This is a genomic window from Amycolatopsis sp. WAC 01375 (assembly GCF_003947325.1).
Taxonomy (GTDB): domain Bacteria; phylum Actinomycetota; class Actinomycetes; order Mycobacteriales; family Pseudonocardiaceae; genus Amycolatopsis.
Genome location: NZ_QHHW01000019.1, coordinates 34,307 through 60,518 on the forward strand (window position 1 = coordinate 34,307; position 26,212 = coordinate 60,518).

At 68.7% G+C, this 26,212-nt stretch carries 21 protein-coding genes; 15 read left to right on the plus strand and 6 right to left on the minus strand.

Annotated features, from left to right (window positions below):
- Positions 1 to 25 precede the first annotated feature (25 nt).
- On the minus strand, positions 26 to 1,000 hold the full coding sequence (locus tag DL991_RS09725) for a TerC family protein (protein WP_125783177.1): 975 nt from the start codon (positions 998 to 1,000) through the stop codon (positions 26 to 28).
- A gap of 318 nt (positions 1,001 to 1,318) precedes the next feature.
- Here DL991_RS09725 and DL991_RS09730 point away from each other — a divergent pair, with 318 nt between their 5' ends.
- The 5 genes from DL991_RS09730 (at position 1,319) to DL991_RS09750 (ending at position 8,168) form a co-directional block, all read left to right on the plus strand.
- On the plus strand, positions 1,319 to 4,219 hold the full coding sequence (locus tag DL991_RS09730) for an alpha/beta fold hydrolase (RefSeq protein ID WP_199753892.1): 2,901 nt from the start codon (positions 1,319 to 1,321) through the stop codon (positions 4,217 to 4,219).
- Positions 4,212 to 5,171, plus strand: coding sequence for an ABC transporter permease (locus DL991_RS09735; protein WP_199746595.1), 960 nt, complete (start codon positions 4,212 to 4,214; stop codon positions 5,169 to 5,171). Before DL991_RS09730 ends, DL991_RS09735 begins: the two co-directional genes overlap by 8 nt.
- Positions 5,172 to 5,428: 257 nt before the next feature.
- Positions 5,429 to 5,851, plus strand: a complete 423-nt coding sequence (locus tag DL991_RS09740; RefSeq protein ID WP_125783180.1) for a hypothetical protein — start codon at positions 5,429 to 5,431, stop codon at positions 5,849 to 5,851.
- Positions 5,852 to 5,897: 46 nt separating this feature from the next.
- Positions 5,898 to 6,668, plus strand: a complete 771-nt coding sequence (locus tag DL991_RS09745) for an enoyl-CoA hydratase/isomerase family protein (RefSeq protein ID WP_125783182.1) — start codon at positions 5,898 to 5,900, stop codon at positions 6,666 to 6,668.
- Positions 6,669 to 6,758: 90 nt separating this feature from the next.
- Positions 6,759 to 8,168, plus strand: a complete 1,410-nt coding sequence (locus tag DL991_RS09750; protein ID WP_125783184.1) for a S28 family serine protease — start codon at positions 6,759 to 6,761, stop codon at positions 8,166 to 8,168.
- Positions 8,169 to 8,429: 261 nt separating this feature from the next.
- Here the strand turns inward: DL991_RS09750 and uvrB are convergent, their stop codons facing one another.
- Together uvrB and DL991_RS09760 are read right to left on the minus strand one after the other, a co-directional pair.
- Positions 8,430 to 10,586, minus strand: coding sequence for an excinuclease ABC subunit UvrB (gene uvrB, locus DL991_RS09755; RefSeq protein ID WP_125783186.1), 2,157 nt, complete (start codon positions 10,584 to 10,586; stop codon positions 8,430 to 8,432).
- 51 nt (positions 10,587 to 10,637) lie between these two features.
- On the minus strand, positions 10,638 to 11,921 hold the full coding sequence (locus DL991_RS09760; protein WP_125783188.1) for a DUF5685 family protein: 1,284 nt from the start codon (positions 11,919 to 11,921) through the stop codon (positions 10,638 to 10,640).
- 142 nt (positions 11,922 to 12,063) lie between these two features.
- On the opposite strand from DL991_RS09760, the gene DL991_RS09765 reads away from it, so the two are divergent.
- From DL991_RS09765 to DL991_RS09775, 3 genes are all read left to right on the plus strand, one after another.
- On the plus strand, positions 12,064 to 12,579 hold the full coding sequence (locus DL991_RS09765) for a DUF402 domain-containing protein (RefSeq protein ID WP_125783191.1): 516 nt from the start codon (positions 12,064 to 12,066) through the stop codon (positions 12,577 to 12,579).
- Between the two features lie 139 nt (positions 12,580 to 12,718).
- The gene (locus DL991_RS09770; protein ID WP_125783193.1) at positions 12,719 to 14,251 is read left to right on the plus strand and encodes a glycosyltransferase family 39 protein; all 1,533 of its coding nucleotides are present in this window, start codon (positions 12,719 to 12,721) and stop codon (positions 14,249 to 14,251) included.
- Positions 14,252 to 14,340: 89 nt separating this feature from the next.
- The gene (locus DL991_RS09775; RefSeq protein ID WP_125783195.1) at positions 14,341 to 15,861 is read left to right on the plus strand and encodes a glycosyltransferase family 39 protein; all 1,521 of its coding nucleotides are present in this window, start codon (positions 14,341 to 14,343) and stop codon (positions 15,859 to 15,861) included.
- 7 nt (positions 15,862 to 15,868) lie between these two features.
- Here DL991_RS09775 and coaE read toward each other — a convergent pair whose 3' ends face one another.
- The gene (gene coaE, locus DL991_RS09780) at positions 15,869 to 17,053 is read right to left on the minus strand and encodes a dephospho-CoA kinase (RefSeq protein ID WP_125783197.1); all 1,185 of its coding nucleotides are present in this window, start codon (positions 17,051 to 17,053) and stop codon (positions 15,869 to 15,871) included.
- Between the two features lie 197 nt (positions 17,054 to 17,250).
- Here coaE and DL991_RS09785 point away from each other — a divergent pair, with 197 nt between their 5' ends.
- Positions 17,251 to 17,475, plus strand: a complete 225-nt coding sequence (locus tag DL991_RS09785; protein ID WP_125783199.1) for a hypothetical protein — start codon at positions 17,251 to 17,253, stop codon at positions 17,473 to 17,475.
- Positions 17,476 to 17,649: 174 nt separating this feature from the next.
- On the opposite strand, the gene rpsA is transcribed toward DL991_RS09785, so the two are convergent.
- Positions 17,650 to 19,158, minus strand: coding sequence for a 30S ribosomal protein S1 (gene rpsA / locus DL991_RS09790; protein ID WP_125783201.1), 1,509 nt, complete (start codon positions 19,156 to 19,158; stop codon positions 17,650 to 17,652).
- A 303-nt stretch (positions 19,159 to 19,461) separates the two neighbouring features.
- Here rpsA and DL991_RS09795 point away from each other — a divergent pair, with 303 nt between their 5' ends.
- The 6 genes from DL991_RS09795 (at position 19,462) to DL991_RS09820 (ending at position 25,508) form a co-directional block, all read left to right on the plus strand.
- Positions 19,462 to 20,313 (plus strand): class I SAM-dependent methyltransferase, encoded by an 852-nt coding sequence (locus DL991_RS09795; protein ID WP_125783203.1) that lies wholly within the window; start codon positions 19,462 to 19,464, stop codon positions 20,311 to 20,313.
- Positions 20,310 to 21,212 (plus strand): GNAT family N-acetyltransferase, encoded by a 903-nt coding sequence (locus DL991_RS09800; protein WP_125783205.1) that lies wholly within the window; start codon positions 20,310 to 20,312, stop codon positions 21,210 to 21,212. Before DL991_RS09795 ends, DL991_RS09800 begins: the two co-directional genes overlap by 4 nt.
- Positions 21,213 to 21,244: 32 nt before the next feature.
- Positions 21,245 to 22,174, plus strand: a complete 930-nt coding sequence (locus tag DL991_RS09805) for a GNAT family N-acetyltransferase (RefSeq protein ID WP_125783264.1) — start codon at positions 21,245 to 21,247, stop codon at positions 22,172 to 22,174.
- 171 nt (positions 22,175 to 22,345) lie between these two features.
- On the plus strand, positions 22,346 to 23,041 hold the full coding sequence (locus DL991_RS09810; protein WP_125783207.1) for an ABC transporter ATP-binding protein: 696 nt from the start codon (positions 22,346 to 22,348) through the stop codon (positions 23,039 to 23,041).
- Positions 23,038 to 24,933, plus strand: coding sequence for a YhgE/Pip domain-containing protein (locus tag DL991_RS09815; protein WP_125783209.1), 1,896 nt, complete (start codon positions 23,038 to 23,040; stop codon positions 24,931 to 24,933). Before DL991_RS09810 ends, DL991_RS09815 begins: the two co-directional genes overlap by 4 nt.
- The gene (locus tag DL991_RS09820; RefSeq protein WP_125783211.1) at positions 24,930 to 25,508 is read left to right on the plus strand and encodes a TetR/AcrR family transcriptional regulator; all 579 of its coding nucleotides are present in this window, start codon (positions 24,930 to 24,932) and stop codon (positions 25,506 to 25,508) included. Before DL991_RS09815 ends, DL991_RS09820 begins: the two co-directional genes overlap by 4 nt.
- A gap of 373 nt (positions 25,509 to 25,881) precedes the next feature.
- Here the strand turns inward: DL991_RS09820 and DL991_RS09825 are convergent, their stop codons facing one another.
- The gene (locus DL991_RS09825) at positions 25,882 to 26,205 is read right to left on the minus strand and encodes a CU044_2847 family protein (RefSeq protein ID WP_125783214.1); all 324 of its coding nucleotides are present in this window, start codon (positions 26,203 to 26,205) and stop codon (positions 25,882 to 25,884) included.
- Positions 26,206 to 26,212 lie beyond the last annotated feature (7 nt).

Consider the following 26,212-nt stretch of genomic DNA (forward strand, 5'->3'; position numbering starts at 1 on the left):
CGACGGTACCCGATCCTTAGCAGCTCTAACTACTGATTGAAGACTCCTGCTCAGCGGCTTCCAGCTTCTTCGCCTTGCGAAGGCTGGCAACCGTCGTCACCGTCAGGACCACGACGATGACACCCAGGGAGACCCAGTTGTTGATGTCCAGCCAGTCCGGCACCACGTGGTACTCGTGCAGCGCGTGCAGGAACAGCTTGGCGCCGATGAAGGCGAGGATCACCGCGAGGCCGTAGGACAGGTACACCAGCTTGGTGACCAGGCCACCGAGCAGGAAGTACAGCTGACGCAGGCCCATCAGCGCGAACGCGTTGGCAGTGAAGACCAGGAAGGCCTCCTGCGTGATACCGAAGATCGCGGGGATCGAGTCGACGGCGAACAGCAGGTCCGCGCTGCCGATCGCGACGATCACCAGGAACATCGGGGTGATCCAGCGCTTGCCGTCCTTCTTCACGAAGGACTTGTGGCCGTGCCACTCGTTGGTGACCGGGAAGAGCTTGCGCACCCAGCGGGTGAGCGCGTTCTCCTCGTATTCCTCTTCTTCGTCCTTGTTGCGGACCATGCTGATCGCGGTCCAGATGAGAACCGCGCCGAAGAGGAAGAAGACCCAGACGAACTGCGCGATCAGCGCGGCGCCCACGGCGATGAACACGCTGCGCATGGCGAGCGCGAGCAGGATGCCGATCAGCAGCACCCGGTGCTGATGGATCGCGGGCACCTTGAACGACGTCATGATGATCATGAAGATGAACAGGTTGTCGACGCTCAACGAGTACTCAGTGATGTACCCGGTGAAGAACTCGACTCCCGGGTCGTGTCCCCCGAAGACCCAGACGCCGATGCCGAACGCGACGGCCACGGCGACGTAGAAGATGACCCACCGGGCGGCTTCGCCGGTGGTGACCTCATGCGGCTTGCGATCGACGATGACCAGGTCCAGCGCGATGAGCGCGAGCAGGCCACCGACCGTGGCGATCCACAGCCACAGGGGAACAGACATGTATCCAACCCTCCGGATAGTGCACAGCAGCAACTAACCGGAGGTCTCTTCCGCCGGTGCGAAACCGGCCGACGGTGCCGGGGGCCTGCGAAGGCCACCGTGCTGACGACACCGCCGCGAAGGAATACTCCCCTCACAGCTGGTCCAGTTTGACCTGTCTGTACGCATGACGCCAGTTAAGGTTGCCCTTGTCACCAAGAAGATGGCGTAACTCCCGTCACACCCGCCTCTTCTCCCACGTCGGATACCCGTTCTGATGACGACCTAACGTCACGCTTGTGTGGTCCGTGTGTGCCGGGGAAGCGACTCTCAGGTTCGGTGAAATACGGTCATTCCGTGCCCCGAATCCCGCTCCCTCGTACGCGAGGCGCGAAGCTCATCGCGCTCGCCGCGGTCGTGGTGGTCCTGGCCGCCGCGGCCGTCGTGTGGACGAACAGCGAACCCGCCCCGTCCGCGGTCAAAACCCAGGAAGCGACCCTCGACCTGCCCGAAACCCCGGGTTCGTCCGAAGTCGTCAAGATCGACACGACCACGTACCTCCCCGAGCGGACACCCGCTCCCGCCGTCCTGCTCGCCCACGGTTTCGGCGGTGACAAGAACAGTGTCGCCACCGAGGCCCGCGAACTCGCCGAGAAGGGCTTCGTCGTGCTCGCCTGGTCCGCGCGCGGTTTCGGCCGCAGCACCGGGAAGATCGCGCTGAACGACCCCGACCGTGAAGTCGCCGACGCCAGGAAGCTGATCGACAGCCTGGCCGCGCGGCCCGAGGTCCTCAGCGAGAACGGCGACCCGAAGGTGGCCGTTTCCGGCGCTTCGTACGGCGGCGCGCTTTCGCTGCTGCTCGCCGGGACCGACAAGCGGGTCGACGCGATCGCGCCGGTGATCACCTACAACGATCTCGCGCAGGGACTCTTCCCGAACGCCGCCTCGGCCTCGCCGTCGGCCGCCACCACCCCGGCCGCCGGCGCGTTCACTGCCGACGGCGTCTTCAAGAGGTCGTGGGCGGGCATCTTCTTCTCCGCCGGTTCCGGCGCGGCGCAGAGCGGCTCCCCCGCGAACGACGCCCCGGAAGCCGGTGACGAGACGAGTGAATCCGGCGCGGCACAGGGCACGGGCGCGGCGGCGCAGCCCCTGCCGCTCGGCGGCCCGAACGGACAGCGGCCGCCGTCCGGCCCCGCCGACCCTTGTGGACGGTTCACCGCCGACGTCTGCCAGGCCTACACCGAGCTCGCCACCACCGGCAAAGCGAGCCAGAAGACCGTCGACCTGCTCCGCCGCGTCTCCCCCGCGTCCGTGACGGACAAGATCACCGTGCCGACCCTGCTGGTGCAGGGCGAAAGCGACACCTTGTTCGGGTTGGACCAGTCCGACGCGACCGCCCGGCAGATCAGCGCGGCGGGCGGCAAGGTCCGCACGATCTGGTACACCGGCGGCCACGACGGCGGGAAACCGGGACAGAAGCTGCGGGCGCAGATCGCCGACTTCCTCAAGTTTTCGCTCACCGGCCAGGGCACCGATCCCGGCACCGGGTTCAGCTACGACATCCAGGGGACGCTGCGGGCCAACGGCGCCCCTTCGGTCCGGACCGTCACTGCCCCGGCGTACCCGGGAGCCACCGGGGACGCCACCGAACGGCGGCCGTTCACGTTGGCGGGCCCGGCCCAGCCGGTCGTCCGGCCCGCCGGCGGGAATCCCGCGGCGGTCAGCGGGATCCCCGGACTGAACGGGGCGGTGGCCGGTTCGTCCCGGCTGTCCGGGCTGTTCAGTCTGGACCCGCCGGGGCAGGCCGCGCAGTTCGCGACGCCGCCGCTCGACGCGCAGACGATCGTGGCCGGTTCGTCCACGGTCCGGCTGCGGGTCTCCGCGGATCCGTCCGCCGCGGCACCGCAGAAGGAAGCCGTCCTGTTCGCGAAGCTCTACGACGTCAACTCGGAAGGTGTCCGCACGCTTCCGGCCAACGCCGTCGCACCCTTCCGCGTTTCCGGGCTGCCCGCCGACGGCGGTCCGGTCGAGGTGACGGTGACCCTGCCTGGCATCGTGCGGCCACTGGAGGCCGGGCATACGCTCCGGCTGGTCGTCGGCACGACGGACCAGGCGTTCTCGACACCGGTCGAGCCCGCGGTATTCCGTATCGAACTGGCGGACGGCGGGCAGCTCGGCGTCCCGGTCGTCCCCGGCAACTCGGTCGGCGCGGGCGCGCCCATCGCGCAGCTGCTCGGGATCGCCGGAACGCTGCTCGCGGGCATCGTGATCACGGTGATCGCCGCGTTCCGCCGCCGCCGTGCCCACGACGTCGACGAGAGCCTGGCGAAGACGCCGCTGGTGATCGAAGGTCTCCACAAGGCCTACGCGGGCGGTTTCGTCGCGGTGAAGGATCTGTCCTTCCGCGTCGAACCCGGTCAGGTGCTCGGCCTGCTCGGGCCGAACGGCGCGGGCAAGACGACGACCCTGCGCATGCTGATGGGCCTCATCACGCCGACCGCTGGCACCATCCGCGTCTTCGGCCACCTGATCGCGCCCGGCGCGCCGGTGCTGTCCCGGATCGGGTCCTTTGTGGAGGGTTCGGGTTTCTTGCCGCATCTGTCCGGCAAGGAGAACCTGGAGCTGTACTGGGCGAGCACGGGCAGGCCGAGGGAGAAGGCGCACTTCGCGGAGGCACTGGAGATCGCCGGGCTCGGCGACGCGGTGAACCGGCGGGTCCGCACCTACAGCCAGGGCATGCGGCAGCGGCTCGCGATCGCGCAGGCGATGCTCGGCCTGCCGGAGCTCATGGTGCTCGACGAACCGACCAACGGACTCGACCCGCCACAGATCCACCAGATGCGCGAGGTGCTCCAGCGCTATGCGGCGACCGGACGCACCGTGGTGGTCTCGAGCCACCTGCTGGCCGAGGTCGAGCAGACCTGTACGCACGTGGTCGTGATGCACCGCGGCATGCTGGTCGCCTCGGGTGAGGTCGGCGAACTGGCCGCGTCCAGCGGTGAAGCGACGTTCCGCGTCGACAAGCCCGCCGAAGCGGCCGAAGCGCTGCGGAACGTCGGCGGTGTTTCCGGCGTCGACGTCGACGGCGAACTCGTCCACGCGGATCTCGACGGTCTCGCGCGCGCCGAGGCGGTCGCCGCCCTGGTGCGGGCCGGGGTCGCGGTCGAGCAGGCCGGGCCGCGGCGCCGTCTGGAAGACGCGTTCCTGCAGCTGGTCGGAGAGGACTCGAAGGGTGAGTAAGACCAATGGTTCCGGCCCGGCGACCCGGGTGGATCACGGCGTGCACACCGATCCGGCGGCACTGCTGGAGCTGACCGAGGTCGCGTCGCACGAACCGACCGAGGTCGGCCCGGACGGGGCGGTGGCGGGTTACCGCGCCGATCGGACGCTGCGGCTCGGCGTCGAACTGAAACGTCAGCTCAAACGCCGCCGGACCCAGTTCATGCTCGGGTTCGTCGCGTTGCTGCCGTTCATCCTGGTGATCGCGTTCGAGATCGGGCAGGCCAACCCGAACCGCCGCAGCGGCGGCTTCGTCGACCTAGCCACCGCGAGCGCGCCGAACTTCGTGGTGCTCGCGCTGTTCGTCTCCGGGACGTTCCTGCTCCCGATGATCGTGGCGTTGTTCTACGGCGACACGATCGCGAGCGAGGCGTCGTGGTCGAGCCTGAAGTACCTGCTCGCGATGCCGGTCCCCCGGCATCGGGTGCTACGGCAGAAGGCGATCGTCTCCGGCATCCTCTCCGCGGTCGCGCTGATCCTGTTGCCGCTGGTGTCGCTGGTGGTCGGCGTCGTCTGGTACGGCGCGGGCGACGCGATCAGCCCGACCGGCGACGCGGTGTCGTTCGGCGACAGCCTCGTGGCCATGGGGCTGGCGACGATCTACATCATCCTGCAGCTGGCATGGGTGGCCGGGCTGGCGATGCTCCTCTCGGTCGCCACCGACGCCCCGCTGGGTGCCGTCGGCGGCGCGGTGATCGTCGCGATCGTCTCGCAGATCCTCGACCAGATCACCGCCCTCGAAGGGCTGCGGGACTATCTGCCGACGCATTTCGCGTTCTCGTGGATGGACCTGATCTCCACCGACATCGACTGGACGAACATGGCCAACGGCATGTTGTCGGCGGCGTTGTACGGCACGGTGTTCTTCCTACTGGCCGGTCGCCGGTTCGCGACCAAGGACATCACCAGCTGAGAGCGTTTTCGCACCGGAAAAGCACCGGGGTCCACCGGGAAGACGAAAACCTCTTCCCAGGTGGGCCCCGGTTTTCACTGGCCGTGGCGACCTTCACCCATTAGCGCCGGTAACCGGTGTTTCATGCGCATGAGAACATCGATTTTCCGATCATCGACTCATTGGGTGAAAACCTCGCTTTCATCTTCGGAGACCTCCGGGAAATCCTTATCTTCAGTGAAAGGTGCCGACGCGAGAAGAAAGCGGGGACTCACGCCATGACCCAGTCGATCGAGATCCCGGTCCAGGAATTCTCTCTTGATTGGACGATGAGCTCCGGCAAGGGTGGCCGGGTCGGCTTCGCCGTCTCGGGTCAGGTGACACTCCTCGACAACAAGCGGTTCTACAAGATCGACGGCGTCCTCTACATCTCCGAGGGCAGCGCCTACTGCCGCGACATCGGCAACCCGCATCTGTTCGTGCGCCGCAACGGCGTCGAGGAGAGCGGCAGGCAGTGGGGCTGGGAGACCATCTGCAACCGCAAGTCCAGCAGCAGGCTCTGCGCGATGGACGCGTACTTCGTCCGCACCGGCTACTGGGCGCCCGCCGACCGGGCCATCCAGCTGAGCATCGGCGCCGAGACCGGCTGGAACCGCAAGCGGTCCTACAGCCCGACGATCACCGTCCGCCTCGCGGACTGAGAACGGGTCCACTGTAGGTCTCCTCCTGCTCCGGTACGGTCGGCCCATGGCCACCTCCTCGATCCAAGTGGACGACGAAGGCGGGATCGCCGTCGTCACCCTGCGGCACGGCAAGGCGAACACCCTCGACACCGAGTTCTGCCAGGAACTGACCGTCCGGCTCGAAGACGTCCAGCTCGGCGGATATCGCGGTGTCGTCTTGACCGGTACCGGCGGCATCTTCTCGGCGGGGGTCGACCTGCGGCGAGTGCACGACGGCGGCGCGGGCTACCTCGAAGACTTCCTGCCCGCGCTGTCGGACGCGTTCCTCTCGGTGTTCGGCTTCCCCGGCCCGGTGGTCGCGGCCGTCAACGGCCACGCGATCGCCGGCGGGGCGGTACTCGCCGCCGCCTGCGACCGCCGGATCCTCGCCGACGGTCCGAGCCGGGTCGGGATCACCGAACTGCTCGTCGGTGTGCCGTTCCCGTTGGCGGCGCTGGAGATCCTGCGCTCCGGGTTCGGCGCGGACGTCCTCGCCGAACTCGCGTTCCTCGGCGAAACCCACCTTCCCGAAGACGCGCTCCGGCTCGGCCTGGTGAACGAGGTGACCACCCCCGAGAACGTCGTCGAGCGGGCGGTGGAGGTGGCCAAGAAGCTCGCCGAGATCCCCGCGGCCGCGTACGCGCACACGAAGGCGCAACTGCACCGGCCGTTCCACGAGCGGATCGCCGAACACCGCACCGGCGACGACGCCCACGTCCTCGAACTGTGGAGTTCCCCCGAGGCGCTCGCGGCCATCAAGGCCTACGTGGACCGGGTGCTCGGCGGCCGGGCCTGATCTTCAGGCTCGACCGGATAGGCGATTGCCCACCGGCGGCGACTCTGTGAGTATCCGACCGCTCAACAGGTCCCGATGGGGAGGGCATGGATGCGGAAGCTCACGGCCGCGTGGTCGGTTCTGGCGATCACCGTTCTCGCACTGGCCGGGCTCACCCCGGCCGCGCAGGCGGCACCCGAGGACGTCAGAGACGCGTTGGACCGGATCCCCGGCCTGACCGTCGTCTCGGAGAATCCGGCGCCGACCGGGTACCGGTTCTTCAAACTCACCTACACCCAGCCGGTCGACCACCGCAGGCCGGACCGCGGCAGCTTCCAGCAGCGATTCACCTTGCTGCACAAGGAATTCCGCTCGCCCACCGTGGTGTACACGAGCGGGTACAACGTCTCGCAATCGCCCAACCGCTCGGAGCCGACACAGCTCGTCGACGGCAACCAGCTGTCGATGGAATACCGCTTCTTCACCCCCTCGCGGCCGGAACATCCGGACTGGGGCAAGCAGCTGACGATCTGGCAGGCCGCCGCCGACCAGCACCGCGCCGTCGAGGCGTTCAAGCGGATCTATCCGGGCAAGTGGCTCGCCACCGGCGGCAGCAAGGGCGGCATGACGGCGACCTACTTCCGTAGGTTTTTCCCGGACGACGTCGACGCGACGATCCCGTACGTCGCGCCCAACGACGTCATCAACTCGCACGATCGCTACAACCGGTTCCTGGCAGGCGTCGGCGACGATCCGGCCTGCCGTTCGGCGCTGAAGGCGATCCAGCGCGACGTGCTGACGCGGCGTTCGGAGTTCGCGGCACTCGCCGCCGCCGACGCGGCCAAGAACGGCTACACGTTCAAGACCGTCGGCTCGGCCGATGTGTCGCTGGAGATCTCGGTGATCGACTCGTACTTCGCCTTCTGGCAGTACCAGAAGCAGGCGGACTGCGCGACGATCCCGAAGGCCGGATCTCCGGCGGCCGAGGTCTACGCCTGGTTCGAACGCGTCGAGAGTCTCAACACCTACTCCGACCAGAACCTCGAAATCTATGTCCCCTACTACTTCCAGGCTTCCTACCAGCTCGGCGCCCCCGAGTCCTATGAGGGCTATCTCCGGGATCTGCTGCGCTACCCGGGCGCCAACGTGTCGCGGACGTTCGTGCCGAAGTCCGTCGACATCCCGCGGTTCGACCACCTGGCGATGCCGGACATCGACTTCTGGGTGAAGTCGCAGGGGAAGCGGCTGATGTTCGTCTACGGCGGGAACGACCCGTGGGGCGCCGAACCGTTCCGGCTCGGCTTCGGCACGAAGGACTCCTACAGCTACACGGTGCAGGGCGGGAACCACGGCGCCCGGATCTCGCAGCTTCCCACGGCTCAGGCCGCCGAGGCGACGAACACCGTACGGCGCTGGGCCGGGCTGCCTCCGGTTTCGCCCGGCGTGACCACCCGTTCGGCGCCTGACGGCTTCCCGGACTTCGATGCCGACCTCACCATGCTGGAACGCCGCCGCCTCTGACCGGCCGTCGTGAGTGGCAAAGGCGGTTAGAGCCAAGGGTGGCTTAGGTACCTACGTGGTTCCGGCTGCGGTTGATGCCAGGCTCAGTCCGTGAAGGCCTCCGTCCCCAGTACATGAAGGACCCCTTCACTGCGCCAGGCGCAAGGAAGGGGTCCTTCATGTACCTCAAGCGGGACAAGAAAACTCCGGTACCGAGCCGGTCAAGTCTCGTGAGTGGCGATTCGGGTTAGAACCCGAATCGCCACTCACGAGGCCGTGCGGCTACTTGATGCCGGCCGCGTCCATTCCGCGCAGTTCCTTCTTGAGGTCGGAGACCTCGTCACGCAGCCGGGCCGCCAGTTCGAACTGCAGGTCGCGCGCGGCCTGCATCATCTGGTCGGTCATCTGCTGGATGAGGTCGGCCAGTTCGGCGCGCGGCATCCCGGCGACGTTCTTGTCGGCGAGCATCCCGGAGCTGCGCACGCGATCGCCCTGCTCGGGCTTCTTGCCGCGCGAGGAGTTCCGGCCCGAGCCGCCGACGGCGACGGATTCCGTGTCCTCGGCTTCGCTGTAGACGCGGTCCAGGATGTCGGCGATCTTCTTCCGCAGCGGCTGCGGATCGACACCGCGCTCCTCGTTGTAGGCGACCTGCTTGGCTCGGCGGCGATCGGTCTCGTCGATGGCGTGCCGCATCGAGTCGGTGATCTTGTCCGCGTACATGTGCACCTCGCCCGACACGTTTCGCGCCGCGCGGCCGATCGTCTGGATCAGCGACGTGCCACTGCGGAGGAAGCCCTCCTTGTCCGCGTCGAGGATCGCGACCAGCGAGACCTCGGGCAGGTCGAGACCCTCACGGAGCAGGTTGATGCCGACCAGTACGTCGTAATCGCCCGCGCGCAGCTGCCGCAGCAGCTCGATCCGGCGCAACGTGTCGACCTCGGAGTGCAGGTACCGCACCCGGATCCCCAGCTCGAGCAGGTAGTCGGTGAGGTCCTCGGACATCTTCTTGGTGAGCGTGGTGACCAGGACGCGCTCGTCCTTCTCCGCCCGGTCGCGGATCTCGTGCACCAGGTCGTCGATCTGGCCTTCGGTGGGCTTCACGACCACCTTCGGGTCGATCAGGCCGGTGGGCCGGATGACCTGCTCGACGAACTCGCCACCGGCCTGCCCCATCTCGTACGGCCCCGGCGTCGCCGACAGGTACACCGTCTGCCCGATCCGGTCGCTGAACTCCTCCCAGGTCAGCGGCCGGTTGTCGACCGCGCTGGGCAGCCGGAACCCGAACTCGACCAGGTTCCGCTTCCGCGACATGTCGCCTTCGTACATGCCGCCGATCTGCGGGACGGTCTGGTGCGACTCGTCGATGACCAGCAGGAAGTCGTCCGGGAAGTAGTCGATCAAGGTGGCGGGCGCGGTCCCCGCGCCGCGGCCGTCGATATGCCGCGAATAGTTCTCGATCCCGGAGCAGAAGCCGACCTGGCGCATCATCTCGATGTCGTACGCGGTGCGCATCCGCAGCCGCTGGGCCTCGAGCAGCTTGCCCTGCTTCTCCAGCTCGGCCAGCCGCTGCTCCAGCTCGGCTTCGATGCCGTGGATGGCCTTCTCCATCCGCTCCGGACCCGCGACGTAGTGCGTGGCCGGGAAGATGCGGACCTCGTCGACCTCTTTCACGATGTCGCCGGTGAGCGGGTGCAGGTAGTACAGCTTCTCGATCTCGTCGCCGAAGAACTCGACGCGGATCGCCAGCTCCTCGTACGCCGGGATGATCTCGACCGTGTCGCCGCGGGCGCGGAAGGTCCCGCGCGCGAAGGCGATGTCGTTGCGGGTGTACTGCACGTCCACCAGCGCGCGGAGGAAGACGTCCCGGTCGAGCTGCTCGCCGACCTTCAGCTTCGAAGACCGGTCCAGATACGACTGGGGCGTGCCGAGGCCGTAGATGCACGAGACACTCGCCACCACGATGACGTCGCGCCGCGACAACAGGTTCATCGTCGCCGAGTGCCGCAGCCGCTCGACGTCGTCGTTGATCGACGAGTCCTTCTCGATGTAGGTGTCCGTCTGCGCGATATACGCCTCGGGCTGGTAGTAGTCGTAATAGCTGACGAAGTATTCGACCGCGTTGTGCGGGAACAACTCCCTCAGCTCGTTCGCCAGCTGCGCGGCCAGCGTCTTGTTCGGCGCCATCACCAGCGTCGGACGCTGGACGCGCTCGATCAGCCAGGCCGTCGTCGCCGATTTGCCGGTACCCGTGGCGCCGAGCAGGACGATGTCCTTCTCGCCCGCGTTGACCCGGCGTTCGAGCTCGTCGATCGCCGCCGGCTGGTCACCGGCGGGCTTGTAGTCACTGACGACCTCGAACCGGCCACCGGTCCGGGGGATGTCGGTGACAGGCCGGTGGTCCGAGTGGGCGAGTACGGGGTGTTCGGTTGCGAAAGCCACGTCCTCAAGAGTAGGCGCTGGGTCCGACAGTTTCCGTTTCGCCTGGTCGGATCAGCAGGAACAGTCACAGCAGTTACAGCAGTCACAACCGTCACAGTTGTTGCACCAGGCCTCGTGTGGCTTCCCGCTCCACGCTCCGGGGAACGGGTCCCGGCAGCAGAACTGGCACGAACAGCACATGTAGGTCGCCACCGCGCAACCGAAGAAGAACCCCCTCGGCTGAGCGGGCACCCGGAACTTCGGCGTCCAGCAGCAACCGCCCTGACCGTCGGTCGGCGCGCCGCCGTGCTTCCGTTTCTTCTTCGGCGGTTCCTGCGGCGGGCCTCCGCCACCAGGAGCGCCCGGCGGCGGAGGCGGCGGCTGGTAGCCGCCCTGCGGGTACTGCTGCGGCGGGTAGGGCTGGTGTGGATGCTGCTGCGGCTGGGGGCCGGGCCCGATCCAGCCCGGCGGCGGCTGCTGCGGACCGTGGCCGTGGCCGGTGAGGTTGTGCCCGAAAGCGCGTCGCACCGCCTGCCGCAGTTCGTGGACCAGCAGCGCGTGCACCAGCTTGGGCTGATCGAACCTCACCTCGCGAAGGGCGAGTTCGACGCCGAGCACGGCGTCGTCGCAGAGCCGCCGCGCCTCGGCGAGCCCGGTCCCGGTGGCCGTCAGCGGGTTCCACGCGCCGGCGGCCTCGTCCTCGGCGAGGTCCTCGACGGCGTCGAGCAGATGCGCGGCCCTGCCGAACAGGCGTCCGGCCTCGGCCAGTGGCGCGGCGTTCTCCGGACGGCCCGCCAGCACGGCGGTGTGGGCGAACGCGGCGGCCGTCGCCAGTTCGGCGGGTTCGGTGGCGAGGACGGCCGAATCGCCGAGGCGGACGGCGTTTTCGATCTCGCCCTGCCGGTCGACGGCCTCGGTCAGGACCGCCGTGTCGAAACCGACCCGGATGCCCGTGCGGCTCCCCTGATCCGCCCATCGCGTCGCGACCCGCCTCGCGGCGAGAGCGACGGAACGCCGCGCGAAGGCACCGTCACGATCCTCGACGTGGTCACTGATCTTGGCCGACGCCAGCACCAGGGAGACCGCCGCCGCGAGCTGGGCTCCGCCGCCCTTCGCGACCGACGTCCCCTTCATCGCGCGAAGCGGGCAAGGGCCGGCGTCACGCCGTCCCTCCGCACGCGGCGACTGGGCTTCGACGAGCGCCGAGATGATCAAGCCGTCGTAATTCGTCACCATTCGGGCGAGTTGTCCGTGTTCGTCGCGCAGCGCCAGGCAAAGGCCGCACAGGTGGGCGAGCCAGTCCGCGTGCAGACCTGCGGAAAGCCGGTGGCGACACGGCCTGATGATCCCGAACATACTTTGACTCCCACTCACCCTTATGGCGGAACCAGCGCACCTTATCCGGCCGTGCGGCGCTACTCCCCCGGAACCGCGAAACCGTGATCGTCCACCCGGTTGGGCGGTGTTCGCGGGCGTCTGCGCCTTCCAAGATGGGCGCATGACCTCGCTGCACCCGCCCAAGGTCGAGTACTTCGACCCGGCCGCGAAGACCAACACCGATCCGAAGGGCGTCGTGAGGGACGTCGACGAATACCGCGAGGAGCCCTTCGGCCTTTACATGGCGCGGCCTGCCCCGGGGCGACGGCAGTTCCACTACATCGAGTCCTGGCTGCTGCCGGAACTCGGCCTCCGGATCACCGATTTCTGGTTCAACCCCGGCCACGAACGCGATCAGGACTTCTATCTCGACGTCGTCGACGTCCGCCGTGAGGACGGCGTCTGGGTCGCCACCGATCTCTATCTGGACCTCGTCCTGCGGGACAAGAAATCCGTCCAGGTGATCGACACCGACGAACTCCTCGCCGCGGTCACCGGCGGGCTGCTCTCCCCCGCCGACGGCGAACGCGCACTCGGGGTCAGTCACACGACGGTCGACGGGCTGGCCACCCACGGCCACGACCTGCGTGGCTGGCTGTCCACAAAGGACATCGCGCTCGGCTGGCGACGGCACTGACCGGCCGTCATCCATCGTTCGATTGATTCCGCCTCATCCCTTCGGTGAGCGGATCCCGACCGGCCGACGGATTCCCGGGAAGCCGCCCACACGGAACTCTCGATCACGGGTGAAACCGATCGAGAGGGGGCGGATACCCGTGGTCATCGAGACCGAGGGACTCCGGAAACGGTCCGGTGAGCGGGAACGCGCGGAAGTCGCGCCGTTCGCGAGGGCACCGGTGCTGGCGATCGCAGGGGCGATGGGGGTGGTACTCGCGGCGACGGCCGGTCGCTACGGCTACTTCGGCGACGAACTGTATTTCCTGGCGGCCGGCCGGCATCTGGACTGGGGGTATGCCGACCAGCCGCCGTTGTTGCCGCTCCTGGCGCGACTGATGGACACGTTCGGCGCCGATTCGCCGTTCGTCCTGCGGATCCCGGCGATGCTGGCGATGGTCGCCGGCGTCGTGCTCACCGCCTTGATCGCCAGGGAACTCGGCGGCGGCCGCAAGGCACAGATGATCGCGGCGGCGGCCTTCGCGGTGTCCCTCCAGATGCTCGGCACCGGGCACTACCTGGCGACCAGCACGATCGACCCGTTCCTGTGGACGCTGCTGCTCTGGCTGCTCGTCCGATGGGTACGGATCCGCGCGGACGGGCTCCTGATCTGGAGCGGCGTCGTGACCGGATTCGCGCTCAACACGAAGTTCCTCATCGGGGCGTTCTGGGTCGTCGTGCTGGTCGCCGCGGTGGCGTTCGGTCCCCGCGATCTCCTCCGCCGTCCGGCGCTCTGGCTCGGCGCGCTGATCGCCGCCGCGATGATCGCGCCCACCCTCGTCTGGCAGGCGGCCAACGGCTGGCCACAGCTGACGATGGGCGCGGCGATCTCCCGAGAGGTCTCGGCAGGCTGGGGCGGGCGGGCCACGTTCGTCCCGACCTTGGTGACGAGCGCGGGCGTGCCGATCGGGATGGTCCTGGTCTGCTACGGGCTGTGGAGGCTGCTGCGATCCGAACGCCTGCGGCCGTACCGGTTCCTGGGGTGGACGACGCTCGGCGTGCTCGCGGTGTTCCTGCTGGCGAACGGCCGTTACTACTACGCGGCGGGGATGTTCGCCCCGCTGTTCGCCGCCGCGGCGGTGGAGATCGAAGCGGGCCGGGCGTCGAAGTACTGGCGCTGGATCGCCACCTGGCCGGTGTATCTGGTGGCGGCGGTGATCGCGATCCCACAGGCGCTTCCGATCCTCCCGCGGTCGGCCATGGCGACCGCCCCGGAGTGGGTGCGGCCGATCTTCGCCGACGAGGAGATCGGCTGGCGGGAGATCACGGAGTCGGTGGCACAGGCGCACCGGGCCGTTCCCGATCCACCCCATACGGGCATCATCGCGGCGAGGTACTGGCAGGCCAGTGCGATCGACCACTATGGACCGGAGCTCGGGCTTCCGTCGCCGTCGAGTCCGAACCGCGGCTACGTGACGCTGCCGAGGCCGCCGGAATCGGCACGCGACATCCTGTTCGTCGGAAACGACCCTTCGGGACTTGTGCCGTACTTCACGCGAGTGCGCGAGGTCGGCGCGCTCGACAACCGGGCCGGGGTCCGGAACGTGAGTCAGGGCATGAAGATCTGGCTGGCCACCGGCCGGAACGGGCCCTGGGACACGGTATGGCCGAAGCTCGCGGACTGGGGCTTCTGAGCCTCGCCGGTCCTCTCACGACCGACGCGCCACGTGGTTGGCACGTAAGGTGCGAGAGGACCGGCACCCGAGGGATCTGCGAGGAATGGATGGAAGCCGCCCACGCGGCCGAAACACCGACCGTGTCCGGCGCGGCGTTCGCCCGGCTCCCGGTGGCGTTGCTCGCCGCCGCGGCCGCGGCGGCCCTGCTGGCGACGGCGTGGCGGTACGGCTACTTCGGCGACGAACTGTACTTCCTCTCCGCCGGCAAGAGGCTGGCCTGGGGATACGCCGACCAGCCGCCGGTGCTCCCGTTCCTGGCGCTGGCGATGGATTCGCTCGCACCGGGCAACGTCTTCGTCTTCCGGCTCCCCGCCGTCCTCGCGACAGCCGCCGGTGTGGTGTTCACCGGGCTCATCGCCTACGAGATGGGCGGGGACCGCCGGGCTCAGACCCGCGCCGCCGCCGCGTACGCGATCTGCGGACAGTTCCTCGGCAGCGGGCACTACCTGGCCACCTCGACGATCGACCCGGCCCTGTGGGCGCTCATCGTGTGGCTGCTCGTGCGGTGGATGCGGACGCGCGACGACAATTTGTTGCTGTGGCTGGGCGTGGCGACCGCCGTCGCGCTCAACGTCAAGCTCCTCGTCGCGACATTCTGGGTCGCCGCCGGGATCGCGATCCTGGTCTTCGGACCGCGGGATCTCTTGCGCAGGCCCAAACTCTGGATCGGGGCGGGTATCGCCGCGCTCTCCCTCGTGCCCACCCTCTGGTGGCAGGCCGCGAACGACTGGCCGCAACTGGAGATGGGCGACGTCATCGCCCACGAGACCACCGGCGGCTGGAGCGGCCGCGCCGGCTTCCTGCCCGCCCTGCTGACCGGCGCCGGGCTCGGCATCGGTGTCGTCGGCGTCCTTTATGGACTTTGGGTCCTGCTGTTCTCGGCGAGGATGCGCGAGTTCCGGTTCCTCGGCTGGACCGCCGTCGGCGTGATCGCGCTCTTCATCCTGTCCAACGGCCGGTACTACTACGCGGCGGGCATGTTCGGCGTCCTCTGGGCGGGTGCGGCCGTCCATTTCGGACAGTTGAAGCCGTCCCGATGGTTCCGCTGGGTCCCGACCTGGCCGGTGTTCCTGCTTTCCGCGCTGTACACCCTCCCCTACGCGTTGCCGGTGTGGCCCGCCGCCTGGCTCGCGGAAGGCCGGGACGTACCGCGCCCGGCGTACGCGCTGGAGGAGATCGGCTGGCCGGATCTCGCCCGTTCGGTCGCGGACGCCTATCACCGGCTCCCGCCGGAACAGCGGGAGCGCACCACACTCGTCACGGCCGGGTACTGGCAGGCCGGCGCGCTGGATAGATACGGCGCCGACTACGGGCTGCCCACCGTGTACAGCCCCAGCCGGGGTTTCTGGTACTTCGGGCACCCGCCGGAGACCGCGGACAGCGTCCTGTTCGTCGGGCCCGATCCGGCGCGGCTGCTGCGTTCGTTCACCGACGCCCGCATCGTCGCCCGTGTGGACAACGCGGCCGGCGTCCGCAACGTGAGCCGCGGGATGCCGATCTGGCTGGTCACCGGTCACACCGAAGCCTGGGCGACGGCGTGGCCGGGCCTGCGGGAATTCCGGGTCTGACCAGGCTTTACGGGGTCCAGCCGGTCGACTCGGCCCAGGCGTCGGCCCGAGTGAAGGCCGCGTCGACCCAGAACTGCTTCTCGTCGGTGTATTGCTCGACAGTGCCGTCGCCGGCGTGCTTCGCGGCCATGGCGTTCTTGACCGCGGCGTAGGCATCGCGCTCGTCCGGGTTCCGCCGCAGCCATTCCGGGAACAGCAGCGCGAGCCGCCAAGCCGGTGTCTCCTGGGAGCGGACGTGCAGGTTGACCGGGCGGCGCGGATCGCCGCCGAAGTGGAACCGCTTCGGCCAAGTCCCCTCTTCGCCGTGCGCGTCGTCGAACCATTCGCCTTCCGCACGCGGGAACCCGGCGTCGGACAGCCGTTCGGCCAGCTCGTCGGCCTTGTCCAAAGTGGACACCGTCAGCTGGAGGTCGAGGATGTCCTTGGCGGGCAGCCCCGGCACGGAGGTCGAACCGATGTGATCGACCCGCACGGCGTCGTCACCCGTCACCACGCGGATTCGCGCGAGCGCCCGCTCGGCCTGCACCGGCCAGGTCTCGTCGTACGGCGCGATCTTCGGCGACATCGGCGCACGCGGCTTGCGGAGCCGCACGTTCGCCTCGAACGGGGTCAGCCTGTCCGCCCACAACGCGTCGACGTCGGCGAGCACGATGTCGGGCGCTCCGCTGTTGTCGAACCAGACGTCGGCCACGGCCCGGCGCTGATCGGTCGTCGCCTGCGCCTTGATCCGGGCACGCGCGTCGGTCTCGGCCATTCCCCGCGCCTCGACCAGACGGCGGACGCGGACCTCCTCCGGCGCGTCGACCATGACGACGAGGTGGTACATCGGCGCGAGCCCGCCTTCGACCAGCAGCGGGATGTCGTGGACGATGATCGCGTCCGGCGCCGCGGCCGCCATCAACTCCGCGGTCCTGGCGCCGACCCTCGGATGGACGATCGAGTTCAGCCGCTTGCGGGACTCCTCGTCGGCGAACGCCTTGGCGGCGAGCGCTGCCCGATCCAGCGAACCGTCGGAGGCGAGGATGTCCTCCCCGAACGCCTCGACGAGCTCGGCCAGCCCCGGCGTCCCCGGCTCGACCACTTCCCTGGCGATCTTGTCGGAATCGATGAGGACGGCGCCGTGCTCGGAAAGCCGGTTCGCCACCGTCGATTTTCCGGCGCCGATCCCGCCGGTCAGGCCCACACGCAGCATGCCGGTCAGCCTAGTGGCGCGGTCGGGACCGACCGCTCAGGGTCACGGAACGGCCACACCGCGCACAGCCGGATGCAAAACGCAAGTTCATAGTGACGCGTTACACGACCTTTATGGGTGACACGCCGGGCGGTTACGCCGCTTCGGGAGCCTGATTGCGTACCGTGCGCGGCGAAGGTAGCCCACACGGAGGAAAGATGGCAGACGGCAAGCACGTCGGGCGGCACCGGCTCGGAACGCCTGGGCTGGTGCACTGTGTCCTCCATCGTCCCGTTGCCGAGGCCCTCGCCGAATATCGGCGCACGTGGCTGAGCGCGCTCCTCGTTCCTGCCAAGCACAGCTTCGCCGGACTCCGTCGCAGGGCTCGCGCCGCCGCGCTCGACCGCATCTGGGTGCCGGCCGTCCGGCCCGCCACCTCCTGATTTCCCTCGCGCAACCAGTCACCTACTTGCGCTGATCTTTTCCGCAATTCGGCACCTGGTTGCGATCCTTGCGCGCGCAAGGATCGCAACCAGGTGCCGAATTGCGTAAGACAGCGGCCCCGGTCCGTGGAGGACCGGGGCCGCTGTCTGTCAGCTACTGGCTGAGCGCCTGGATCAGGCAGCGCCGCCCGAGAGCTTCTCGCGGAGAGCCGCGAGCTGCTCGTCGCTGGCGAGCGTGCCACCGCTCTTGGCCTCGGCCGGAGCGGAGGTGTAGCTCTGCTCGCCCGAGTCGCTCGAGGAAGAGGTGACACCGGTCGCGGCATCCGCAGCGGCCTCGGCGTCGGCCTCGGCGGCCTTGACGACCTGCTTCATGTGAGCCTCGTAGCGGGTGTGAGCCTCGGCGTACTGACGCTCCCACTCCTCACGCTGCTTGTCGAAGCCTTCTTGCCACTCCTGGGTGTCCGGGTCGAAGCCTTCGGGGTAGATGTAGTTGCCCTCGGCGTCGTACTCGGCGGCCATGCCGTACTGAGTGGGGTCGAATTCGGTCTCCGGCGTGACGCCCTCGTTCGCCTGCTTCAGCGACAGCGAGATGCGACGACGCTCGAGGTCGATGTCGATGACCTTGACCATCACGTCGCCGTTGACCTGGACGACCTGCTCCGGGATCTCCACGTGGCGCTCGGCCAGCTCGGAGATGTGCACCAGGCCCTCGATGCCCTCTTCGACGCGCACGAACGCACCGAACGGAACGAGCTTGGTGACCTTGCCCGGCACGATCTGGCCGATCGCGTGGGTGCGGGCGAACTGGCGCCACGGGTCTTCCTGGGTCGCCTTCAGCGACAGCGAGACGCGCTCGCGGTCCATGTCGACGTCCAGAACCTCGACCGTGACCTCCTGGCCGACCTCGACGACCTCGGACGGGTGGTCGATGTGCTTCCAGGACAGCTCGGAGACGTGCACCAGGCCGTCGACGCCACCCAGGTCCACGAAGGCACCGAAGTTGACGATGGACGACACGACACCCTTGCGGACCTGGCCCTTGGCGAGCGCGTTGAGGAACTCGCTGCGCACCTCGGACTGGGTCTGCTCCAGGTAGGCGCGGCGGGACAGGACCACGTTGTTGCGGTTCTTGTCCAGCTCGATGATCTTCGCCTCGAGCTCGCGGCCGACGTACGGCTGCAGGTCGCGCACACGGCGCATTTCGACCAGCGACGCGGGCAGGAAGCCGCGCAGGCCGATGTCCAGGATGAGGCCGCCCTTGACGACCTCGATGACGGTGCCCTTGACGGGCTCGTCCTTCTCCTTGAGCTCCTCGATCGTGCCCCAGGCGCGCTCGTACTGCGCACGCTTCTTGGACAGGATCAGACGGCCTTCCTTGTCCTCCTTCTGGAGGACAAGGGCTTCGACCTCATCGCCGACGGTGACAACCTCAGCCGGGTCGACATCGTGCTTGATGGAGAGCTCGCGCGAGGGGATGACACCCTCGGTCTTGTAGCCGATGTCGAGCAGGACCTCGTCACGGTCAACCTTGACGATGGTTCCTTCGACGATGTCGCCATCGTTGAAGTACTTGATCGTCTTGTCGATCGCTGCGAGGAAATCTTCCTCCGACCCGATGTCGTTGATTGCGACCTGCGGGGCCCCAATGGGGGCGGTCGGGGCGGTGGCGGTGTCGGTCGTCATTAGGCGGGTTGCTCCGGTGGATGGGAAGTAGTGGGTTTGCGGTTAGTGCACCATGGGCTCTCCGGCATGAGGTGACCACACAAGCAAACGTCCACAGGGAACGACCGCGAGCATCACCGCATCCGGTGCGCGACCCCCTGACCCGGACGCTGAGCGAACCGGGGGAAAGAGTAGCGCGAACCCACTGCGCTAACAGGTATCCTACGCGGCCCCCTGTACACGGCACAATCAGGGTCGCCCCCACGATCACGGCGGGCGGATAAACTGTCCCGCGAAGCCCTGACCTGGGGAAAGGATATCGGTTTGAGCCAGCAGTCCGCCACCGAGCCCGAACGGCACGCAGAGGCCGAGGAGCGGCTCGGCACCGCGGGGGTCGCCTACCGGGCGGTTTCCGCTCCCGAGGCGACGGCCGCGAACCTGGCGTGGTGGGACGCCGACGCCGACGACTACCAGGCGACCCACGGCGGCTTCCTCGGCGACGCGGACTTCGTCTGGTGCCCGGAGGGCGTCCGCGAGGCCGACGTGGCACTTCTGGGTGAAGTCGGCGGCAAGCGGATCCTCGAGATCGGCTGCGGGCAGGCGGCGTGTTCGCGCTGGCTCGCCGCGCAGGGCGCCGAGGCGGTCGCGACCGATCTGTCGGCGGGCATGCTGCGGCACGCGAGGGAGGGCAACGAGCGCACCGGCACCCCCGTGCCGCTCGTGCAGGCGACGGCGGAGTCGCTCCCGTTCGCCGACGCGAGCTTCGACGCGGCCTGCTCGGCCTTCGGCGCGGTCCCGTTCGTGGCGTCGGTGGACGTCGTGTTCGCCGAAGTCCACCGGGTGCTCCGGCCGGGTACCCGCTGGGTGTTCTCGGTGACCCATCCGATGCGCTGGATCTTCCCCGACGACCCCGGACCGCAGGGCCTCACGGTCACGCAGCCGTATTTCGACCGCACGCCGTACGTCGAGGTCGACGAAGAGGGCGTCGCGACCTACGTCGAGTACCACCGCACCATCGGCGACTACGTCCGCGCGCTCGCCGACGCCGGTTTCGCGCTGACGGACCTCATCGAGCCCGCCTGGCCGGAGGGGCACTCCCGCACGTGGGGACAGTGGAGCCCGTTGCGCGGCAAGCTCTTCCCCGGCACCGCGATCTTCTGCACCCAGCGGGGATGAAGTCGGCGGCGGAGCGGCAACGGGCGCGGTTCGCCGCGCTCGACCCGCTGCTTCCGCCCCCGCCCCCGCTCCCGCCCGGCGAACCCCTGGAGGCCGGTGGTGCCATCGGGACGATCGCGCACGTACGGTTCGCCGCGGGTTCCTGGCAGCGGCTCTGGGGTCCGGCGCATCTCCAGATCCTGTCGGCGGTCCTCCCCGCCGACGCCGGCGCGGGAATGAGCGCACTGCTGTCCGCCTGGCGTGACCGGATCGCGCTCGCCGACGCCGAACCCGATTCGGCGTGCACGGTCACCTGGCCCAGCCGGGACGTCGCCGTCATGCGTGCTTTTCTCGACCACGGGCTCGCGCCGCAGCTGGCACTGGCCGTCCGCGCGCCCGCCAAGGGCGACGCGCATACCGTGCCCGGCGTGACCGTCCGGGAGTCCTCGGGCGGCGACCTGGAGGAGATCGTCGAGCTCCGGTTCGAAGAACTTCGCTACACCTCGTTCGTCGGCCACGGTGTCGTCCGGCCAGGGGCCAAGGCCCTGCTCGCGGAGGAGGTCCGGCGCGGCCTGCAGTTCGGCGGCCGCGTCTGGATCGCCGAGGAGGAAGGGGTCACGGTGGGGATGGTGACCAGCGGAAAGCGCTCCCCGATCCCCGGTGACGCGCTCGCCGGGCGGCTACCGCCGGGCGAGTGGGGCTATGTCGGGACGCTCGCGGTCACCGGCGCCGCGCGGGGCCGCGGCATCGGGCGCGCGCTGACCGCCGTCGCGCACGACGAGCTGTTCTCGCCGTCGCTGCGCGGTACCTTCGTCTCGTACAATCCGGCCAATCCGCTTTCCCCCGTGTTCTGGCACCGGCAGGGTTATCGTCCACTGTGGACGACGTGGGCGGCGGGCCCCGCGGCGGCCCTGCGGTAGCGGTGCCCGGCGCGGTCGACCCTGGGGACGGGATGGAAATCGAGAAGAAGTTGCTCGACGCGCACCGCACCCGGTTCGCGGCGATCGACGGGCTCCTGCCCGAAGCGGCTCCGCCCCCGGTCGTCGGCGAGCGCGTGGACGCCGCCACGGCGTCGGGCGTCCAGGTCACCGGCGTGGTGCAGCGGCAGTTGCACGGTCCGGACGACGTCCCCCTGCTCTGGTCGGCCGCCGACGTGCGGCAGCTGTTCCCGTTCATCGGCGGCGCCGGCACCGAGGGCATGGACGTGCTGTTGCGCGCGTGGCGGACGTGGATGGACGCCGAATCCCCCGGCGAGGATTCGTCGTGCGTGGTCAACTGGCCGAGCCGGGACGCCGAGGCGATCCGGGCCTTCCTCGACCACGGCCTGGTGCCGATGTCCGCGCTCGCCGTGCGCACCGGCCACCGCCGCGAAGACCCGGCCGTCGACGGGGTGACCGTCCGCCGGGCCCGGTACGAAGACTTCGACGACGTGCTCGCGATGGCCGTGTCGACCCACGACTACATCGGGCAGGTCGCCACCCGGCACCGCTCGAACGCCGCCGAGCTGCTCGCCCCCGCACTGGAACGCGCGCTCGACAAGGACGCCCCGCTGCTGTGGCTGGCCGAACGGGACGGCACGGTCGCCGCGTTCGCGCACGCCGCCTGGGTGATTTCGTCACCGGGGTCGGCCGAGGCCGAACTGCTCCCCCACGGCCGCTGGGGATACGTGAACAACGTCGTCACCGTGGCGGGCCTACGCGGGAGCGGGCTCGGCCGTGCCCTGATGTCCGTGGTGCACGGGGAGTTCGCAGGCGACGGCGCGGACGGCACGTACCTCTACTACAACCCGACCAACCCGCTCTCTTCGGTGTTCTGGCACCGGCAGGGTTATCGTCCACTTTGGACGTCCTGGGAGGTCCACCCGGCTTCGGCGCTGCGCTGATCGAAAAGCAGGGTTAGCCGAAAGGCTGCGCGAGTCGTCCGGTTTGCGGAGGTTTCGTCACTCTTGCGTGTGACATGGGCCCCCCACGGTTGTATCCCTCCCAGGTCAGGGCTAACTTTTGAACTGACCAGTCAGTTTAAGTTCCGCGAGTCACCGACCTGGGAGTTCTTCGTGCGGGTTCAAGCCGACAGGGTGTCCGTGACCGGACCCCACGGCACGTTGCTGTCGCCTACTTCGCTCACGGTTTCGGGCGGTGAGCTGGCGATCGTGCACGGCGAGCCAGGGGTCGGCGTCACCGCCTTCGGGCTGGCGCTCGCGGGCAGACTGAAGCCCGCCACCGGAACGGTGACCGTCGAGGGCGGCGACCCGCGGAAGGTCGTCGTGATCGTCGACTCCCCCGGCGTGAGCGACCCGGACGGCGCGTTGTCGCTGCAGATCGTCGTCGGCGAGGAACTCGAACTCGCGAAGCGCCCGGCGAACAAGGCCGCCGTCGCGAGCTGGCTGGCCGAGCACGACGCCGCCGCCTTCGCCACCACCCGGTTCGAGAACCTCGAAGCGGTGATGCGCACCCGGCTGCTCACCGCGCTGGCCGCCGGCCGCGAGGGCGTCGGCGTACTGGTGCTCGACACCCCGGACAGGCACACCAGCGACGTCGACAGCTGGGCGAAGCTCGCCCGCGAGCACGCCGAGCGCGGCCTCGCCGTGATCGTGCTGACCGCCACCACCCCGGTTTCGGCCCTGCCGGAGAAGCCCGCACGCTGCGGCGCTCTCGAGCAGCCCGACCCCGTGCGCTGCGCGCCCGCCGAGGCGGAGGCCGAGCCGGACGAAACCGAAGAGACCGCGAAGACTTCAGGAGACCAGGAATGAACCCCGTCCGGATCGCCGCCAACGAGCTGCGCCGGCTGAGCAGCGGCACCCTGCCGAAACTCGCCATGGCCGCGCTCGTCCTGGTGCCGCTGCTCTACGCGTCCTTCTACCTCTACGCGAACTTCGACCCGTACTCGCGCCTGGACAAGCTGCCCGCCGCCGTCTTCACCTCGGACGCCGGTTCGAAGGACTCCGCCGGTGCGGAGCGCAACGTCGGCCGCGAAGTGACCGACGAGCTCGTCAAGTCCGGCACGTTCCAGTGGCACGAGGTCTCCCCCGAGGAGGCCGCCAAGGGCGTCCGCGACGACAACTACTCGTTCGCCATCGGCATCCCGCGTGACTTCTCCGCGGCCTTGCTGTCCTCGGGCAACTTCCAGCCCCAGCAGGCGACCATCACGCTGACCACCAACGACGCCAACAACTACCTGTCGGGGACCATCGCGAAACAGGTGGCCGAGCAGGTCCGCAAGACGATCGCGGAGAAGGTCGGCAGCGAGGCGGCGGACAAGTTCCTGGTCGGTTTCTCCACGATCTACGGCAAGATCCAAGAAGCCTCGACAGGCGCTTCGCAGCTCGCGGACGGCGCGGGCAAGCTCAAATCGGGTCAGCAGCAGCTGGCCGACGGCGCCTCCCAGCTCGCCTCCGGCAGTTCCCAGCTGGCGACCGGGCTCGGCACCCTGAAATCCAGTACCGCCGAGCTCCCGGCCCAGACGAAGAAACTCGCGGACGGCGCCGGCCAGGTCGCCGACGGGAACCAGAAGGTCGCCGACGCGGCCTCGCTCGCGGCAACGGCCTCCGGGGACATCCAGGCCAAACTCGACGGCTACCGCACCCAGCTCGCGCAGGACCTGCGCGGCGCAGGCCTCCCCGAGACGAAGGTGCAGGAGATCCTCAGCCGCCTCGACACCCTCCGTTCGCCGGTCGACCAGGCGAACACGAAGATCCAGGGCGCGAACAGCCAGCTCATCCAGCTCGCCTCCGGCGCGCGGCAGGTGTCCGACGGCGCACACCAGCTGGCCTCCGCCACGCCGCAGCTCACCAGCGGCATCGCGCAGGCCGCCGACGCTTCGACGCAGATCCGGGACGGCGCCGCGAAGCTGAACGACGGCGAGAAGACCGCGGTCACCGGCACGAACCAGCTCGCCGACGGCGCCGTGCAACTGCGTGACGGACTCGCCGCCGGGCTCAAGGAGATCCCGAACCCCGACGACCCCACCCGCGCGGCGACGGCCAACACCATCGCCGACCCGGTGGCGGTCAACTCCTCCGGCGTCGCTTCGGCCGGGACCTACGGCGCCGGTCTCGCCCCGTTCTTCATCTCGCTCGCGACCTGGATCGGCGCGTTCGTACTGTTCCTGTTGCTGCGCCCGCTCTCGACCCGCGCGCTGACCGCCGGCGCGTCGCCGTTCAAGGTCGCGCTCGGCGGCTGGCTGTCCTCGGCGCTGCTGGGGATCGCGCAGGTGATCGTGCTCTTCGGCGCGGTGACCTGGCTGGTCGGCATCGACGTGGCACATCCGCTCGGCGCGATCGGGTTCGCCATCCTCGTCTCGCTCACCTTCACCTCCGTGGTGCACGCGCTGAACGCCTTCTTCGGTGCCGTCGGAAAGTTCCTCGGCCTGGTGCTGCTGGTGCTGCAACTGGTCAGCGCGGGCGGCACGTTCCCGTGGCAGACGATCCCGGACGCGTTGTACCCGTTGCACATCGTGCTGCCGATGGGTTACGCGATCGACGGGTTCCGGCACCTGCTCTACAGTGGCGCCTCGATGGAGATCCTCGGTGACATCGGTGTCCTGGTCGCGTATCTCGTCGGCGGGATCCTGGTTTCGACGCTGGCGGCGCGGAAACGGCGCACCTGGACGGTGTCGGCGCTGAAACCCGAGCTGGCGTTGTGAGTCCCCGGGGTGAGGCGACGAAGCAGAAGTTGTTCGAGGCGACGCTGAGGCTGTCCGCCAGCCGCGGCCTCGTCGGGCTGACGGTGGACGACATCGCGGCCGAGGCGAAGGTCGCCAAAGGCACCGTCTACTACAACTTCGGCAGCAAAGACGGTCTCGTCGACGCACTGCTGCGCTACGGCGTCGGCGTGCTCGCGAGCCGGCTGCGCGCGGCCACCGGCGACGGCGACCCGATGGACGTGATCGAGTCGCAAGTGGACAGTGCGCTGGAGTTCATCGCCGAATACCCCGGTTTCTCGCAGATCCTGGTGAGCGAGATGTGGCGCACGCCAGGGACCTGGCACGAGACACTGACGTTGCTGCGCGAGGAGATCATCTCGATCGTGCGCGACCAGCTCCACCGGCTGGACGCCGCCGGGCGGCTGCCCGACGGCGTCCAGATCCCGACGGCCGCGGCGGGCTTGTTCGGCACGATGCTGGTGGTCGCCCTCGACTGGCAGGTGTTCCAGCCGAAGCGGACGCGGGCGGACGTGCGGGAGTCGGTGATGGTGCTGGTCCGGGGCCTCGGGCGTTAGGGTCGTCTGTCCATTATGGATGGTGACCAATGGGCGGCAGAGGCGCGTGGCCGTTCGGTACAGGTGGTCGTGAGTGGCTCGGCCGTGCCGGGGGTGGCATGAGCTTGATCAACGGAGGATTGGGGACGTTGACTGTCCCCAATCCTCCGTTGATCAAGATCCGGGACCGGCAAGACGTCGTGACGATGTAGGAATCGGGAGACTGAACGTCCCGATTCCCACATCGTCAAGCTCTCGGGCTGCTGGTCCCGGTAAGCCAAACATGACGTATGGGTCGCGGCGGCCCCTGTACCGATACGACGGTTTCGCGTGACTGATTGGACGACACGCGCGGTCGTCCCTCCACACGACCAATTTGCTTACGAGCACACTTTCAGGCCTCGGTGTCCCGGGTCCATTTCAGCTTGACCTCGAAGTTGCCTTCCAGGCCCGTTTTCGCGATCACCGCACCCGCCTGAGCGGTCAGCTTGACGCCGAACTTGAGCTCGACCTCGTCCGGTCCCCTTGTCATCGACCGGAAGGTGTCCAGTGCCGCCGTGGCGGCCTCCTTCACGTTCGCCAGCGCCGCCTCGAACGACCCTTTGGCGTCCTCGACCAGGTCGTCGCGCCGGGAGACACGGGAGGTGCCGGGGACTGGGTCGATCTCGACGACCACCGAACCGCCGCCTTCGAGCGGGAACCGAGCCAGGTCGTTCACCGATGCT

What these genes read in the sequence shown, in the direction of transcription:
- DL991_RS09765 (WP_125783191.1), top strand. Translation starts at nt 12,064, where the DNA reads ATGACCTCGCTGCACCCGCCCAAGGTCGAGTACTTCGACCCGGCCGCG.
- coaE (WP_125783197.1), bottom strand. Translation starts at nt 17,053, where the DNA reads ATGCTGCGTGTGGGCCTGACCGGCGGGATCGGCGCCGGAAAATCGACG.
- DL991_RS09800 (WP_125783205.1), top strand. Translation starts at nt 20,310, where the DNA reads ATGAAGTCGGCGGCGGAGCGGCAACGGGCGCGGTTCGCCGCGCTCGAC.
- DL991_RS09725 (WP_125783177.1), bottom strand. Translation starts at nt 1,000, where the DNA reads ATGTCTGTTCCCCTGTGGCTGTGGATCGCCACGGTCGGTGGCCTGCTC.
- rpsA (WP_125783201.1), bottom strand. Translation starts at nt 19,158, where the DNA reads ATGACGACCGACACCGCCACCGCCCCGACCGCCCCCATTGGGGCCCCG.
- DL991_RS09805 (WP_125783264.1), top strand. Translation starts at nt 21,245, where the DNA reads ATGGAAATCGAGAAGAAGTTGCTCGACGCGCACCGCACCCGGTTCGCG.
- DL991_RS09815 (WP_125783209.1), top strand. Translation starts at nt 23,038, where the DNA reads ATGAACCCCGTCCGGATCGCCGCCAACGAGCTGCGCCGGCTGAGCAGC.
- DL991_RS09775 (WP_125783195.1), top strand. Translation starts at nt 14,341, where the DNA reads ATGGAAGCCGCCCACGCGGCCGAAACACCGACCGTGTCCGGCGCGGCG.
- DL991_RS09785 (WP_125783199.1), top strand. Translation starts at nt 17,251, where the DNA reads ATGGCAGACGGCAAGCACGTCGGGCGGCACCGGCTCGGAACGCCTGGG.
- DL991_RS09745 (WP_125783182.1), top strand. Translation starts at nt 5,898, where the DNA reads ATGGCCACCTCCTCGATCCAAGTGGACGACGAAGGCGGGATCGCCGTC.
- DL991_RS09760 (WP_125783188.1), bottom strand. Translation starts at nt 11,921, where the DNA reads ATGTTCGGGATCATCAGGCCGTGTCGCCACCGGCTTTCCGCAGGTCTG.
- DL991_RS09740 (WP_125783180.1), top strand. Translation starts at nt 5,429, where the DNA reads ATGACCCAGTCGATCGAGATCCCGGTCCAGGAATTCTCTCTTGATTGG.
- DL991_RS09750 (WP_125783184.1), top strand. Translation starts at nt 6,759, where the DNA reads ATGCGGAAGCTCACGGCCGCGTGGTCGGTTCTGGCGATCACCGTTCTC.